Origin of the sequence: Chitinophaga sp. ARDCPP14 (genome assembly GCF_051362515.1) — a bacterium.
GTDB lineage: Bacteria > Bacteroidota > Bacteroidia > Chitinophagales > Chitinophagaceae > Chitinophaga.
Window position 1 is genome coordinate 18,811 of the sequence record NZ_JBKIXB010000010.1, and the last position, 14,038, is coordinate 32,848.

The 14,038-nt window shown below is 43.7% G+C and carries 23 protein-coding genes; 2 read left to right on the forward strand and 21 right to left on the reverse strand.

Translation table 11 applies throughout. From position 1 onward, the window contains the following. Positions 1 to 39: 39 nt before the first annotated feature. From rplR to rpsJ, 18 genes are all read right to left on the reverse strand, one after another. Positions 40 to 393 carry a 50S ribosomal protein L18 gene (gene rplR / locus ACLHR0_RS24110; protein WP_079470759.1) on the reverse strand — a complete coding sequence of 118 codons (354 nt, stop codon included), beginning with the start codon at positions 391 to 393 and terminating at the stop codon, positions 40 to 42. A 90-nt stretch (positions 394 to 483) separates the two neighbouring features. Next, complete coding sequence (gene rplF / locus ACLHR0_RS24115; RefSeq protein ID WP_079470760.1) at positions 484 to 1,038, reverse strand: 50S ribosomal protein L6; 555 nt, start codon at positions 1,036 to 1,038, stop codon at positions 484 to 486. A 125-nt stretch (positions 1,039 to 1,163) separates the two neighbouring features. Beyond that, on the reverse strand, positions 1,164 to 1,562 hold the full coding sequence (gene rpsH, locus ACLHR0_RS24120; RefSeq protein ID WP_089903208.1) for a 30S ribosomal protein S8: 399 nt from the start codon (positions 1,560 to 1,562) through the stop codon (positions 1,164 to 1,166). A gap of 115 nt (positions 1,563 to 1,677) precedes the next feature. Beyond that, positions 1,678 to 1,947 carry a 30S ribosomal protein S14 gene (gene rpsN / locus ACLHR0_RS24125; protein WP_079470762.1) on the reverse strand — a complete coding sequence of 90 codons (270 nt, stop codon included), beginning with the start codon at positions 1,945 to 1,947 and terminating at the stop codon, positions 1,678 to 1,680. A 20-nt stretch (positions 1,948 to 1,967) separates the two neighbouring features. Then, complete coding sequence (rplE, locus tag ACLHR0_RS24130) at positions 1,968 to 2,543, reverse strand: 50S ribosomal protein L5 (protein WP_079470763.1); 576 nt, start codon at positions 2,541 to 2,543, stop codon at positions 1,968 to 1,970. Further along, positions 2,543 to 2,881 carry a 50S ribosomal protein L24 gene (gene rplX, locus ACLHR0_RS24135; protein WP_370912472.1) on the reverse strand — a complete coding sequence of 113 codons (339 nt, stop codon included), beginning with the start codon at positions 2,879 to 2,881 and terminating at the stop codon, positions 2,543 to 2,545. The genes rplE and rplX overlap by 1 nt, the downstream gene beginning before the upstream one ends. A gap of 169 nt (positions 2,882 to 3,050) precedes the next feature. After that, positions 3,051 to 3,419: a 50S ribosomal protein L14 gene (rplN, locus tag ACLHR0_RS24140; protein ID WP_079470765.1), complete on the reverse strand. Its 369-nt coding sequence runs from the start codon at positions 3,417 to 3,419 to the stop codon at positions 3,051 to 3,053. 75 nt (positions 3,420 to 3,494) lie between these two features. Next, a complete protein-coding gene (gene rpsQ / locus ACLHR0_RS24145; RefSeq protein ID WP_079470766.1) occupies positions 3,495 to 3,755 on the reverse strand; it encodes a 30S ribosomal protein S17 in 261 nt (86 codons plus the stop codon). 91 nt (positions 3,756 to 3,846) lie between these two features. Continuing rightward, positions 3,847 to 4,047, reverse strand: coding sequence for a 50S ribosomal protein L29 (gene rpmC, locus ACLHR0_RS24150; RefSeq protein WP_079470767.1), 201 nt, complete (start codon positions 4,045 to 4,047; stop codon positions 3,847 to 3,849). Between the two features lie 69 nt (positions 4,048 to 4,116). Beyond that, positions 4,117 to 4,536, reverse strand: coding sequence for a 50S ribosomal protein L16 (rplP, locus tag ACLHR0_RS24155; protein WP_106527847.1), 420 nt, complete (start codon positions 4,534 to 4,536; stop codon positions 4,117 to 4,119). Between the two features lie 55 nt (positions 4,537 to 4,591). Beyond that, a complete protein-coding gene (gene rpsC, locus ACLHR0_RS24160; RefSeq protein WP_079470769.1) occupies positions 4,592 to 5,383 on the reverse strand; it encodes a 30S ribosomal protein S3 in 792 nt (263 codons plus the stop codon). A 64-nt stretch (positions 5,384 to 5,447) separates the two neighbouring features. Further along, the gene (rplV, locus tag ACLHR0_RS24165) at positions 5,448 to 5,795 is read right to left on the reverse strand and encodes a 50S ribosomal protein L22 (protein ID WP_079470770.1); all 348 of its coding nucleotides are present in this window, start codon (positions 5,793 to 5,795) and stop codon (positions 5,448 to 5,450) included. Between the two features lie 96 nt (positions 5,796 to 5,891). Next, on the reverse strand, positions 5,892 to 6,158 hold the full coding sequence (gene rpsS, locus ACLHR0_RS24170; protein ID WP_079470771.1) for a 30S ribosomal protein S19: 267 nt from the start codon (positions 6,156 to 6,158) through the stop codon (positions 5,892 to 5,894). Between the two features lie 68 nt (positions 6,159 to 6,226). Further along, complete coding sequence (gene rplB, locus ACLHR0_RS24175) at positions 6,227 to 7,060, reverse strand: 50S ribosomal protein L2 (protein WP_079470772.1); 834 nt, start codon at positions 7,058 to 7,060, stop codon at positions 6,227 to 6,229. Positions 7,061 to 7,148: 88 nt separating this feature from the next. Then, on the reverse strand, positions 7,149 to 7,448 hold the full coding sequence (gene rplW, locus ACLHR0_RS24180; RefSeq protein WP_079470773.1) for a 50S ribosomal protein L23: 300 nt from the start codon (positions 7,446 to 7,448) through the stop codon (positions 7,149 to 7,151). A 63-nt stretch (positions 7,449 to 7,511) separates the two neighbouring features. Next, on the reverse strand, positions 7,512 to 8,156 hold the full coding sequence (rplD, locus tag ACLHR0_RS24185; RefSeq protein ID WP_370912473.1) for a 50S ribosomal protein L4: 645 nt from the start codon (positions 8,154 to 8,156) through the stop codon (positions 7,512 to 7,514). Position 8,157: 1 nt separating this feature from the next. After that, the gene (gene rplC, locus ACLHR0_RS24190) at positions 8,158 to 8,775 is read right to left on the reverse strand and encodes a 50S ribosomal protein L3 (protein ID WP_079470775.1); all 618 of its coding nucleotides are present in this window, start codon (positions 8,773 to 8,775) and stop codon (positions 8,158 to 8,160) included. 193 nt (positions 8,776 to 8,968) lie between these two features. After that, positions 8,969 to 9,274 (reverse strand): 30S ribosomal protein S10, encoded by a 306-nt coding sequence (gene rpsJ, locus ACLHR0_RS24195; protein ID WP_012789286.1) that lies wholly within the window; start codon positions 9,272 to 9,274, stop codon positions 8,969 to 8,971. A 528-nt stretch (positions 9,275 to 9,802) separates the two neighbouring features. On the opposite strand from rpsJ, the gene ACLHR0_RS24200 reads away from it, so the two are divergent. Together ACLHR0_RS24200 and ACLHR0_RS24205 are read left to right on the forward strand one after the other, a co-directional pair. Next, the gene (locus ACLHR0_RS24200; RefSeq protein WP_436490094.1) at positions 9,803 to 10,003 is read left to right on the forward strand and encodes a hypothetical protein; all 201 of its coding nucleotides are present in this window, start codon (positions 9,803 to 9,805) and stop codon (positions 10,001 to 10,003) included. Positions 10,004 to 10,201: 198 nt separating this feature from the next. Further along, a complete protein-coding gene (locus tag ACLHR0_RS24205) occupies positions 10,202 to 10,483 on the forward strand; it encodes a hypothetical protein (protein ID WP_436490096.1) in 282 nt (93 codons plus the stop codon). A gap of 842 nt (positions 10,484 to 11,325) precedes the next feature. On the opposite strand, the gene ACLHR0_RS24210 is transcribed toward ACLHR0_RS24205, so the two are convergent. The 3 genes from ACLHR0_RS24210 to ACLHR0_RS24220 all read right to left on the reverse strand — a co-directional run bounded on the left by ACLHR0_RS24210 (position 11,326) and on the right by ACLHR0_RS24220 (position 13,857). Next, positions 11,326 to 11,922: a hypothetical protein gene (locus ACLHR0_RS24210; RefSeq protein WP_370912475.1), complete on the reverse strand. Its 597-nt coding sequence runs from the start codon at positions 11,920 to 11,922 to the stop codon at positions 11,326 to 11,328. Between the two features lie 369 nt (positions 11,923 to 12,291). Further along, positions 12,292 to 13,068 carry a polysaccharide deacetylase family protein gene (locus ACLHR0_RS24215; protein WP_429062906.1) on the reverse strand — a complete coding sequence of 259 codons (777 nt, stop codon included), beginning with the start codon at positions 13,066 to 13,068 and terminating at the stop codon, positions 12,292 to 12,294. A gap of 6 nt (positions 13,069 to 13,074) precedes the next feature. Continuing rightward, positions 13,075 to 13,857, reverse strand: a complete 783-nt coding sequence (locus ACLHR0_RS24220; RefSeq protein ID WP_429051257.1) for a glycosyltransferase — start codon at positions 13,855 to 13,857, stop codon at positions 13,075 to 13,077. Positions 13,858 to 14,038 lie beyond the last annotated feature (181 nt).

A 14,038-nucleotide genomic window follows, 5' to 3' on the forward strand; every position in this document is an offset into this window, starting at 1 on the left:
GAATTACTTGTTCAGAATTATAAGATTCGGACTTCGTGATTAAAACTGAAGACCGCCTTCTCTTGCTCCGTCAGCTACGCTTTTCACGCGGCCATGATATAAATAACCACTTCTGTCGAAAACGCAGGTGGTGAGACCCAGTGCCAGTGCTTTAGCAGCCAGCGCTTTACCTACCAGTACAGATTTTTCGCTTTTATTACCTGCCTGTGCTTTGATATCCTTATCACGGGAAGAAGCGGAAGCCAGGGTAGTGCCATTGGTATCGTCGATCAACTGCACATAGATATCGCTGTTGCTGCGAAATACAGATAATCTTGGTTGCTGTGCAGTACCGGAAATTTTCTTACGGATGCGGTAGCGGATTTTCTGTCTCCTGTTAACTTTTGTGCTCATTTTGAGTTTTATTTTATTACCCCGATGCTGCCGGGGTATCTGTTAAAATCAGCTAACCAGCTATAGTAGCTGATTAGCCAATTAAATATTTTACTTACCGGCTGATTTACCAGCTTTCTTACGTACCACTTCATCGCTGTAGCGAACACCTTTACCTTTGTATGGTTCTGGTTTACGCAGACCGCGGATCTTAGCGGCTACCTGACCCAGCAATTGGTTATCGATACCTTCCAGCATGATCTTAGGGTTCTGACCTTTTTCAGTCAGGGTAGCTACCTTCAGTTCTTTCGGAATTTCGAAAACGATATTGTGAGAGTAACCTAAAGCGAGATCCAGTAACTGACCGTTGTTTGCTGCTTTATAACCAACACCCACCAGTTCCAGTTGTTTTTTGAATCCTTCAGTAACACCCTGAACCATGTTAGCCAGTAAAGCGCGGTATAAACCGTGGAGTGCTTTATGACGGATCTGTTCAGTTGGGCGGATTACTGTTAAAACGCCGTCCTTCACCTCAATCTTCATTTCCCTGTCGATGTTCTTTTTCAGTTCACCTTTAGGGCCTTTTACGGTTACTTCATTGGAAGGGGAAACAGTAACTGTAACTCCGCTAGCCAATTTGATAGGACTTTTACCTATACGAGACATAACTTTAATTTAAAGTTGTTTGATATTGATGTACCGGTTATCCGTGTTCAGCGCCGTATAGAGAGCTTAATTGTCAGATAACTTAAGTGAATGACTGGTTGGGTAACAACCAGTCATTCAATATATTAATAGATGAAGCAAACTACTTCGCCACCTACATTTTGAGCTTTTGCTTCCTTATCGGTCATTACACCTTTGGAAGTAGAGATAATCGCTACGCCTAAACCGTTCTTCACGCGCTTAAACTCTTCTGGTTTAGCGTACTGACGCAGACCTGGGCGGCTGATGCGTTGTAATTCCTTGATAGCGGGTTCTTTAGAGATCGGATCGTACTTCAAAGCGATTTTGATTACGCCTTGTTTAGTATCTTCTTCAAATTTGTACTTCAGGATATAACCTTTGTCGTACAGAATTTCTGTAATGCGTTTTTTCAGCTTGGAAGCCGGAATTTCCACAATCCTGTGGGTGGCCATTTGCGCGTTCCGGATACGTGTCAGGAAGTCTGCTATTGGATCAGTAACCATTGTTGTAATAGTTTGATAAATGTTTACAATGCGATATCCAATCGTAATAAGATGGGAATCAAATAACTTTTTCGGGATTTACACCTCCGGTAGGCCGGAAGATAAACACCTTGAATTACCAGCTGGCTTTTCTAACGCCAGGGATTTTACCTGCGAGAGCCAGGTCACGGAACATGTTCCTGCAGAGGCCGAAGTGACGCATGTATCCTTTAGGACGACCGGTCAGCTGGCATCTGTTGTGCAGACGAACAGGGGAAGCATTTTTTGGAAGTTGATCCAGTGCAGCGTAGTCACCGGCAGCTTTCAGGGCAGCGCGTTTTTCTGCGAACTTAGCTACCATAGCTTCTCTTTTCCTTTGTCTGGCTTTTACGGATTCTTTTGCCATAATTATATTATCGTTTCGATTTACTGATTATCTTTTTTCATACCCTTGAACGGCATACCCATTTCCTTCAGGAGCTCGTAAGCTTCTTCGTTGGTGTTTGCAGTGGTAACGAAGGTGATATCCATACCGGACATTTTCGTTACTTTATCGATATCGATTTCAGGGAAGATGATTTGTTCGGTGATACCCATAGTGTAGTTACCACGACCGTCAAAAGCTTTTTCGTTCACACCTTTGAAGTCACGTACACGTGGGAGGGATACAGCGATCAAACGATCCAGGAAGTCGTACATATTAGTGCTGCGTAAAGTTACACGTGCACCGATAGGCATGTTCTTTCTGAGTTTGAAGTTGGAGATATCCTTTTTAGACATGGTAGCGATAGCTTTCTGACCAGCGATGCGGGTCATTTCGTCTACTGCGATGTCTACCAGTTTCTTATCACCTACTGCACCATTGATACCCTGGTTCAGGCAAATTTTTACCAGGCGAGGAACCTGCATAACACTTTTGTAGTTGAATTTCTTCATCAGTGCAGATTTAACTTCCTCGTGGTATTTAGTCTGCAGTCTCGGAGTATATTTTGTGTTTGACATTATTTAATTTCCTCCCCTGATTTTTTAGCGATACGAATTAATTTACCGTTTTCTCTCTGCCTGTTAACCCTGGTAGGTTTACCAGTTTTAGCATCCCACAGCATTACATTAGAGATGGCGATAGGAGCTTCCTGCTTAACAATACCACCTTTGGTATTCTGGGCAGTTGGCTTCGTGTGCTTGGTAATAATGTTAACGCCTTCTACAAGAATGCGGGCTTTCTCAGGATTCACTTCCAGCACTTTACGCGCTTTGGTTCTATCCTTGTCATCACCGGCAATTACCGCAACCAGGTCGCCTTTCTTAATGTTAAATTTAGGCTTAAATCTAGTTTTCATTACTTTGATTTATTTATAAACGCCAAGCGAAACAATAGTTTCGCTTGATTAATGTTTTTTCTCGTTTTGCAAACGGGCTGCAAAGATAAGAAATATTTTCGGATTTCGGGATTTTGGCTTTTTTTGATAAAAATCATAAAAATTCCAAAATCCCTGTACCGCTATATCTTTATAATACCTCAGGAGCGAGGGAGATAATTTTCATATAACCCTTGTCTCTCAGCTCACGTGCAACCGGACCGAAAATACGGGTACCGCGAGGTTCGTCTGAGTTATTGAGCAGTACAACCGCGTTATCATCGAAACGGATATAAGAACCATCTTTACGACGTAATTTGTTCTTAGTTCTTACGATTACAGCTTTGGTCACCATACCTTTCTTCACACCGCCACCTGGCATTGCGTCCTTAACGGTTACTACAATTTTATCGCCTACGCCAGCGTAGTCCTGACCGGAGTTACCTAATACGCGGATGCACAATACTTCTTTGGCACCGCTGTTATCAGCTACACTCAGTCTTGATTCTTGTTGTATCATCGAAATGAGATTTGATATTGTTTAGTCAGCGGCTGGCACCGGGGTTGCCGGCAGCAGCTTGAAACAAATAAATAATTATTTTACTTTAGCGATTACTTCTACCAGTCTCCAGCATTTGTTCTTGCTCAGAGGGCGTGTTTCCGCGATTTTCACGGTATCGCCGATGCTGCACTCGTTTTTATCGTCGTGCGCCATGAACTTGGTAGTTTTTTTCACGAATTTACCATAGATCGGGTGCTTTACCTTACGCTCCACCTTAACGGTAATGGTTTTATCCATTTTGTTGCTGGCAACCACACCAATCCTGGTTTTTCTTAATTTTCTTTCGGTCGTCATTGTTGAAAGTATTTAACCCTCCGTGAGGAGGTCATAAATTGTATTATACTAATGCTATGTCAGCAGTCCCGGTATCACCGGGACTGAAGAATCAGAAGCCCAGTTGTCTTTTACGCAGTTCGGTATTCATCCGAGCGATATCGCGTCTTACGGCGCGGATGCTCATTGGATTTTCGATTGGCGTAATTGCGTGACCAAAGGTCATTTTTTTCAAGCGGAGTTCTTCTGCAGAGATTTTCTCTTTCAGATCTTGTTCGCTCAGGCCTTTCAGTTCCAGCTTTTCTTTTGCCATTGTATTGAGTTTGATTCGGTTAGCTGCCGGGGCAGTGTTACCGGATTTTTAGTTATTGTGTACCTGTAATTAAGCTACGAAGTCGCGGCTGGTTACAAATTTTACTTTAATGGGCAGTTTCTGTGCTGCGAGTTCCATTGCTTCTTTTGCTACCTGTAAGGAAACGCCATCAGCTTCAAATAAAATTCTACCTGGCTTTACAACTGCTGCCCAATGGTCAGGAGCACCTTTACCTTTACCCATCCTCACTTCCAAAGGCTTAGCAGTGATAGGTTTGTCAGGGAATATGCGGATCCATACGTTACCTTCACGTTTCATGTGCCTTGTCAGCGCAACACGTGCAGCTTCGATCTGCCTGTCGGTGATCCACTTAGGTTCTAATGCTTTAAGACCGAAAGTACCAAAGGAGAGGGTAGCGCCTCTTTTAGCGTTCCCTTTGATGCGGCCTTTGTGCATCTTCCTGTGTTTCGTTCTTTTTGGCTGTAACATCGTCTATGTTGTTAATGTTAATAGTAATTGTTAATGTCTGCTTAACCGCCAGATACTATCTGCGGCCACCGCCACGGTGTTCTCCACCGCCTCTTCTTTCGCCACCACCGCGGTTATCTCTGCGTTCACCGTGATGTTCTCTTCTTTCGCCGCCATGACCAGTACCACGGTTATCACCTTCTTTACCGGTTAAAACGTTCGGGTTCAGATCGCGTTTACCCAGTACTTCACCTTTACAGATCCATACTTTGATACCGATTTTACCATAAACGGTTAAAGCGAACAGGGAAGCGTAATCGATGTCCATACGGAATGTATGTAAAGGCACGCGACCTTGTTTCATTTCTTCGGAGCGGGCAATTTCAGCACCACCTAAACGGCCGCTGATTTTAACCTTGATACCTTCAGCACCCATTCTCAGAGCGGTAGCAATCGCCATTTTGATAGCACGTTTGTAGTTAATACGGCTTTCAATCTGTTTTGCGATTGTTTCAGCAACGATGTTAGCATCCATTTCGGGACGACGGATCTCCAGGATGTTGATCTGTACATCTTCTTTGCCTGTCAGCTTCTTCAGCTCTTCCTTGATGCGATCAACTTCGTTACCGCCTTTACCAATGATGATACCAGGCTTAGAAGTATGAACAGTGATGATTAACTTACCTAAAGTTCTTTCGATCACAACTCTTGAGATGCCACCTTTGTTGATACGGGCATTCAGATAAGTTCTGATCTTGTTATCTTCGATCAGTTTAACAGCAAAGTCTTTTTTGCTGCCATACCAATTAGAGTCCCATCCTCTGATGATACCTAACCTGTTACCAATAGGATTTGTTTTCTGACCCATGTTCTGGTTATTTGTCTATTAGTTTAATAGTTTTGTTTCTATTTTGTTTCCGGTTTGCACTGAATTACTGTGCTTTACCGTCCACTACGATCGTCACGTGGTTACTTCTCTTGCGGATACGGTAACCCCTTCCCTGTGGAGCCGGGCGCATTCTTTTCAGGGTGCGGCCGCCATCAACAAAAACGGTTTTTACGATCAGGTTAGCATCTTCTACCCTTGCACCTTCGTTCTTCACTTTCCAGTTGGCGATAGCGGATATCAGCAACTTCTCTAAAGGTACGCTTGGGTGTTTCGGATGGAATTTCAAAATATTCAAAGCCTTTTCCACATCCAGACCACGGATTAAGTCCGCGAGCAAACGCATTTTGCGGGGAGATGTAGGATTATTATTCAGCTTAGCTACTGCTTCCATTGTTATTAATTTCTTTTATTATTTAATGTCTGACGTCTGGTGTTTGATGTTCCGGTTTGAAACGAATACTTCAAACCTCAAACCTCAGACTATAATTTACATTTTCTTGTTTACGTGTCCTCTGAAGTTACGTGTAGGTGCAAATTCGCCCAGTTTATGACCAACCATAAATTCCGTTACATAAACAGGAATAAATTTGTTGCCATTATGAACAGCGAAAGTGTGACCAACGAAATCAGGAGTGATAGTAGAACGACGGCTCCAGGTCTTGATAACAGAACGCTTGGTACCGGTATTCATCTTTTCAACTTTTGTTTCTAATTTCAGGTCTACGTAAGGACCTTTTTTTATGGAACGAGCCATGTCTTACTGATTTATGATTTTTCAAACCCGGGATCCGGTATTGCTACCGGAGCCCTGATTCAGAAATACTATAATTTTTTACCGTTTTTTCTGCTAATGATCAGCTTATCAGAACTCTTATGCGGTTTTCTGGTTTTCAGACCTTTCGCATATTTACCAGTTCTTGATCTTGGATGGCCTCCGGAAGATTTACCTTCACCACCACCCATTGGGTGATCCACAGGGTTCATAGCCACACCACGGTTGCGGGGGCGGATACCTCTCCAACGGTTAGCACCTGCTTTACCGATGGATTGCAGTGCGTGGTCGGAGTTAGAAACAGTACCTACGGTAGCTTTACAAGTATTTAATACTTTGCGGAGCTCGCCGGAAGGCATTTTCAGTACGGCATATTTTTCTTCCTTGTTGGACAGCTGTGCGTAAGCGCCGGCGCTTCTTGCGATTGCACCACCTTTACCAGGCTGCAGCTCGATGTTGTGCACAACAGTACCCAGTGGCATATTCTTCAGTGGTAAAGCGTTACCTACTTCAGGAGCTACATCGGAGCCGCTTATAACGGTACCACCAACCTGTAAGCCCTGTGGAGCAATGATATAACGTTTTTCACCGTCAGCATAGTTTACCAGTGCGATGAATGCGCTACGGTTAGGATCATATTCGATCGTTTTAACTGTAGCAGGTACATTCTCTTTATCACGTTTGAAATCAATTACACGGTATTGTTTCTTGTGACCACCACCTATGTAGCGCATGGACATTCTTCCTTGCGCATTTCTACCGCCGGTCCTTTTGATGGGCTCCAGCAGGCTTTTCTCAGGGGTATCCGATGTCAGCTCAGCGTAAGCGTTGCCTATTTTCCAGCGGGTACCGGCCGTCATTGGTTTGAACTTCTTCAGTGCCATTACTTCCTAAAAAGTTAAATGTTGTTATTAAATATAAATAGTGATCTGTATATACATCCACATCCCGGCTGTTCAGGCCGGAACGGCACTACATGTTAGCATACAGATCTATAGTTTCACCACTTGCAACGGTAATGATCGCCTTTTTGTAAGACGGTTTTTTACCTGCGATGAAACCGGCTTTAGTAAAGCGGAATTTTGCTTTACCTGGCATTACAGCAGTATTTACTTCTGCTACGGTTACGCCGTAAAATTCTTCTACTGCTTTTTTGATCTCCAGTTTGTTGGCTTTTTTGTCAACAATGAAGTAGTAGCGGTTGAATTTTTCGGTTGCTTTGTTAACCTTTTCGGATACCACCGGTTTGATTAAAACGTCAGAAAGTTTCATCTTCTTTATAGCATTAAGCTGTTGGCGTTAGCCGCAAGCTGTTATTTAATTGGTTTTGACATCCTATGCTTCCGCTTCTGCAGGCTCTTCAGTGAAGATCTTTGCAGCGCTTTCTGTGAACACGATATAATTGCTGTTCATGATGTCGTAAGTGTTTACGTCGCTCAGTACAGTACCGTCTACAGTAGGAATGTTTCTTAAAGACAGGTAAACATTGTCATTGTATTCAGGCGTGATGAACATAGTCTTTCTGCCTTCAACATTGATGTTCAGATTCTTCAGGAAGCCAACGAATTGTTTGGTTTTTGGTGTTTCGAGCTGCAGATCTTCAACAATGATGATGCTGTTTTCTTTAGCTTTTACTGACAGGGCGGAGATCTTTGCGAGATCTTTCACTTTTCTGTTCAGTTTGAAACCCCAACCGTGCGGTTTTGGTCCGAAGATGGTACCACCACCTTTATACAATGGGTTACGGATGTTACCTTTACGGGCGCCACCGGTACCTTTCTGTTTGTGCAGTTTGCGGGAAGCACCTTGTACTTCAGCTCTGGTTTTTACCTTGTGGGTACCCTGACGCTGAGCAGCCAGGTATTGTTTAACAGCCAGGTAGATTACGTGGTTGTTAGGCTCAACACCAAAGATCTCCTCAGGAAGATCAATAGTCCTTCCGGTTTTCTTACCTTCTATATTTAAAATATCGATTTGCATGTTACTTCTGGATTAAAACGATTGAACCAATGTGGCCGGGAACGGAACCACTTACCAGGATATAATTCTTTTCAGGGAATATTTTCACGATCTTCAGACCTTTCACTTTCACTCTTTCGTTACCTGTCTGGCCGGCCATACGCATACCCTTGAAAACGCGGGAAGGATAAGAGGATCCACCAACAGAACCAGGAGCCCTGCTTCTATCGTGCTGACCGTGGGTAGCTTCACCCACACCACTGAATCCGTGGCGTTTTACAACACCCTGGAAACCTTTACCTTTGGAAGTGCCTACAACGTCAATTGTTTCACCTTCTGCGAAGATTTCGCAGGTGATAGATTCACCGAGGGCTTTCTGTACATCCGGGTTGCGGAGTTCTTTTACAAAACGTTTGGGAGAGGTGCTTGCTTTCGCGAAGTGACTGCTTTCTGCTTTAGTGGTGTGTTTTTCTTTCTTCTCACCGAAAGAAACCTGAATTGCATTGTAACCATCTGACTCCAGGGTTTTTACCTGAGTTACAACGTTGGGACCCGCTTCGATAATGGTAACAGCAGTTTGCTTACCATTAGACTCGAAGATACTGGTCATACCAATCTTTTTGCCAATAATACCTTTCATTTTTTATATGATTTTACCCAGCGCCTGGGGGATTTCGTGCTATCCCCAGGATGGGCGGTTTAAATACATTTATTGGGCGGCCGCCCAGAAGGCGCGACCTATGTTTGCTTGTTAAAATTGCTATCCTGCTGGTAATCAACATGATAACCATAAATCAATAAAAGGCCGGCCTTTCGCCCGCCTTGCTGTTGTCCTATGCTTTAATTTCAACTTCCACTCCGGAAGGCAGATCGAGCTTGCTCAGCGCGTCTACAGTTCTGGAAGAAGACGTGTAAATATCCAGTAAACGTTTGTGTGTACACAGTTGGAACTGCTCGCGCGCTTTCTTATTTACGTGCGGAGAACGTAATACTGTAAATATTTTCTTCTCGGTAGGTAAAGGAATTGGACCTGTTACCACGGCACCCGTGTTACGCACGGTTTTAACGATCTTCTCAGCAGACTTGTCTACCAGGTTATGATCGTAGGACTTCAGCTTGATTCTTATTCTCTGAGACATATGCAATGAACTTCTTCTTGTTTTTTCCCAATACAATTTGGGAGGGCAAAGGTAACCCGTTTTTTCTATTTGGCAAATAAATCTCAGGAAAAAATAAAAGAAACCGGGCAAGGGGCTGGCTCCGGCGGCGAAAGAGGTGCGGTAAAATTGCTGTTACCGGGGATGACGGCTTCAGAAACCATTCATTGTGTGTATGTTAAGCCTTAAGGTAACTTCACATGCCCCGTTTTGACAAATATAGGAAAACATATTTCAAAACCAAAAAAAGGAGAATTTCTTTACAATTTTTTTCCCGGGAGATGGAAAACGGAACGGATACCTCTCAACAGTATCCGGGAACGGGGAGCCGGGGAGCGTAAAGCGATATCAGGATTATTTCTTTCCTTGTATAGCCCTGTCAGGACGGGATAGTGCATGGGGAGTGCATGCTTAGTGCATTAAGAGTGCATCAGGAGTGCATGAGGAGTGCATCAGGAGTCCATGCTAACAGTATTCATACTGCATACATAGTCCAGGGTATACGCAGGTTTGAGGCATGGGAGAAATATCAGTAAGGTAACCGCTGCCCTGGAAGGTAACTTCCCCGGTGTAAGGATCAAAAATACCAGCAGCGCGGCTGACAGGTTCCATAAATCCTTACTTCAGGAGGAAGCGGAGCCATCCCTGTCAGATGGCAATAACCCAAAAGAGAAAGGGCTGTTCCCGCTTACCTGGAACAACCCTTTCTGAATAATTGAAATGGTTTGATGACTTGTTGGTCAATCGACCCAACAATGATTAGAGTGGTAAACCACCTAATAATGACTTAACTAATCCTAAGATTAATGCCAGCAGTTGATTCAGTAAATCCATGGAAAAAGGTTTTTATAAGATACTGCCTACTCTATTACCTGGTTTTCGGCGATGCCCAGTTGTTATTCAGTTAACATGTCTAAATTAAAAGCTCTCATTCAATATCCGGCCGTTCATTTTATTCATTCCAATCCAATCGCAATTATTTGTTCATTTAGCCACCATAGCCATGTTACGCGGATACTGCCAACAAAAAAAAGAGGCTGTTCTGGTATTGAACAGCCTCCGGATGATGTTGTAAGGGAAATAGTATCATTTAAGTACGGAAAAATCCCTTACCGAAAGGAGTCCTTATTACAGGCCACCCAGCAGAGATTTCAGCAGGGCAACCAGCGTTGCCAGCAGTTGATTCAGTAAAGCCATAAGATAGTTTTTACTACGGGTGACACCTACTCTCTTTATTTGGTTTTCGGCAATCCCATGTACACTTCTTGTTTTAGTGCCTGTCGAAATTAACGGCTATTCACAGAATTCCGCTCGTTCATTTTGTTCAGTTCGGCATCCTGATATTATACTGTTCAATAGGCTGCCATGGCTCATTTACATTAAAAGAAAAAGCCCCGGCAAAACATACCGGGGCTTTTTGTTCAGAAGTTGTTAAATCAGCTTCCTGTCTGAAGCGCGATTCGTGATTCACCGGTAATAAGCATTGTATTTACATTACGGAACCATATGCAGGTACTTTCATATGTTACAACCTCGGCCGGGGTTAGTGCTAACTAACAATACAGGTTAAATGCCGCCAAGCGCAGACACCAGCAGCGCCAGCAATCCTGTCAGAAATGTGTTTAAAGCATCAAGGATCATAAGGTGTTGTTTTCATTTGTGCCTACTCTTACTTGTGATTTTCGGCAATTTCCATTAATTAATATCCTTGTGTAACAAGGTGTAAAATTTACAGTGCGCCAGCAACGGTTGCCAGGAACTTCAGCACTGCCAGGAGAATAGAGTTTACCATATCCGGAGTTTTATGGATGTAATGCTTACTCTGTTCCGGGTTTTCAGCTTCCCCCTTGTCTGCGTCTTCACAGACAACTACTAAAATAAATGGTTCCGGCTTAAAAGCCTTCGTTCAGTTAATTCATTCCTGCTTCTGCTGTTCATTTTATTCAGCGCCCTTAAAAGACAGGACTCCTTATAACAGCAGCGGCGGCAATAATCATTGCCGCCGCTGCTGTTGAATTGTATTATATACTAAATTATTTTCCTGTTTCTTCCCTGTAAATCTGTTTCGCCTTTGCTGAAGGCAGATAGATCTGGAAACCTACACCCAGATTCAGTCTGTTTGAAGTAGTAGAGCTGCCAAAACCTACTGTGAGATCGTATTTCAGCAATCCTTCCAAACCAATATTAGGGGTAATAAAATAGGAAATGCCAGGGCCTACACCTATATTAAGACCGTTAGTTGAAGCCCCGTTAGCAACATTGGTACCTGCAAAACCAACGTTTCCTTCCACGAAGAAACGGGTACGTTTGGAGAATTCCAGTTTCCTTACATTTTTATCCTCCACAAAATAACGGGCAAGTGCACCTACGCCGTAGTTTGTATTGGTACCCGGGTTGTCAGTTGTCAAACCAAAGTTTACGTAGCCTCCCAATGCAAGACCATCCCTGATAAACCAGGCCGCTTTTGGTGTGAGATCCATACTAAACTGGGTGCTTTCTTTCTGGAAATTTAAACCCAGGTTACCCAAGGTACCACCTACCATAATATTTCCTTTCTGAATCTGGGCGTTAGCAGCAGAACCAAACAATACAGCCGCAAGTGCAAGGGTTAAGAGACGAATTCTTTTCATAGTCTGATTTTTAGTTTTAACAATTTACATGTTGAATGAATAAGAAATTAGCACGCAAACGCTTTCCGTTTGCAACTAAAGCTGCTGATCAGCCGTAAAAAAATAAAGGCAGGGGATAATGGGGAGTAATCTTACCTCGTCAAACAAACATCATCACAGTTAACAATACGTATTGTATCACAAAACTACTGAAAATGAGTCTAATATGTGCGCATCTTTCAAAAAAAATCTAAAAAAACACCTTATCAGATCCCTTCAGATATTATACTTATTCGATTCATTATTACTATAACATCCAGAACTTAAATGTTGTTGTATAAAAACCTGAATCAATAGAAAAGAAAAGGGAGATCATCCAGCCGTAGTCAGTCAGGACATGCCTTTCAGCAGATCGGCGTGTGTGCAGAAAGTTCCGTTTTGTTGCAGGAAATCAAGGAATAAATCCATCTTTTGCTGCATTCTTTTCCCGGATACACGCCTGATATAACCAGGTAATTCATACGCATTGATGTCGCTCAACTCCCAGGGATGGAAGTAAAAAGAAAGGTAGGAGTCCTTCTTCAAAATTCTTTTACTGAAATGCCGGGTTACCCACAGGGGCATATTTTTTACGCTCAGCCAGAACAGGGGATACCTGAGAAAAGGAGATACGGAAGATGGAATGATCCAGGTATCCTGGTCTTTGAACACGGTTCTCGGCAGATGCCGGTTATTGTATCTTCCGGGAAGCCAGGTGGGGTTTACCGAGGCATCATACAGGTAGCCGGCGGCTTTCAGCGCCTGCATATTTACTTTACGGAGGCGCGGCATGCGAAACCCCTGTACCGGCTGACTGCTGATTTCCTGCAGAGCCAGGCGGGAACTTTCCAGGTCCGCTTCTGTAAAAGAGCTATGGTAATAGGCATGAGAGGCTATTTCATGCTTTACTGCCATTTGCCTGATCAGTTCAGGATAATGTTGTGCCCAATAAGCGGTAACGAAAAACGTAGCGCGTACATTGTATTTGTCAAATAAAGCCAGTGTGGCCTGCAACCCGCTCCTGGAAACTTCCAGTTTCTCCTGGAGGGTTACCTGCTGGCCGAATTCTTCGGGGATATCAAATTCCTCCACGTCCACACTGATCAGTATCCTGTTTCTTTGTTCCATAAAAATTTAAGCAGCCGATGAGCCGAAAACAATCCTGCAATAATTCATCATTTCTTTCATTAAAAGTTTCACCCTGAAAGATGAAAACTGGATGCCTGGCCGGCAAGATACTGCGACTGCGCCAATTTTGAGATGGGAACGTTTGCCTGCGTGGTATAAAAATTCGCTGTCGTACAGAAAGCCATTGATGCGGGTGGAGAGCAGGATATTCTTTCCATAGGCATTAAAGCCCTTTAAACCGGCCTGTGCGTCTTCTACTTTGAGGTCCAGCACTACCCGGTTCAACAGGCGGCTGATGCGGGTAATTATACGGCGTTTGCGGGGTAACTCACGGAGGTAGGCTTCTCCCCTTTCCCCGGCTACCACATCCAGGCCCTGCATTAGACGATCGTAGGCTTCTTTTACCGCCGATACGCCAAAGGGGAAATCGAGGTCCGTATACACCTGGAAAGTGTGTTGTGAGCGCTTCACGCCTTCCCTCACAGCGTATCCTTTACCGCGGTTACGGGAATAGCTGACGATAATGATGTCCGGGATAGCTGCCTCCAGCCAGCTGATATGCTGCCGGGTAAAGTTTTTTACAGAGCCGTCGTTCACCAGGATGAGCTGAACGGGTGCGGTTCCCATCAGGGTTGTTATTTCGTGGTAATGCCTGATAAGTGATTCCACCCAGGGGCCCGACGGGTTCCAGCAGGGCAGAATCAAGTCCAGACCGGGAGTTAACGTAACCATTTCTCCCGAGGTATGTACCACAGTTGTAGGAGGTGCTTGTAATAACTCTAATGACATAATTCAAAGGCTATCAGTAAATAATACCGGTTGAGATGGTTTATATGCTATACCTATGACGTCGAAAGAGAAACCTCCCCCTATCACCGGGGTTTAAATAATAAAAAAGGTCCTGTAAAACAGGACCCTGGCAGTTAGCAAAAAGTAAATTGCAGTTGTAGGTTATCGTTATTGTAAAATA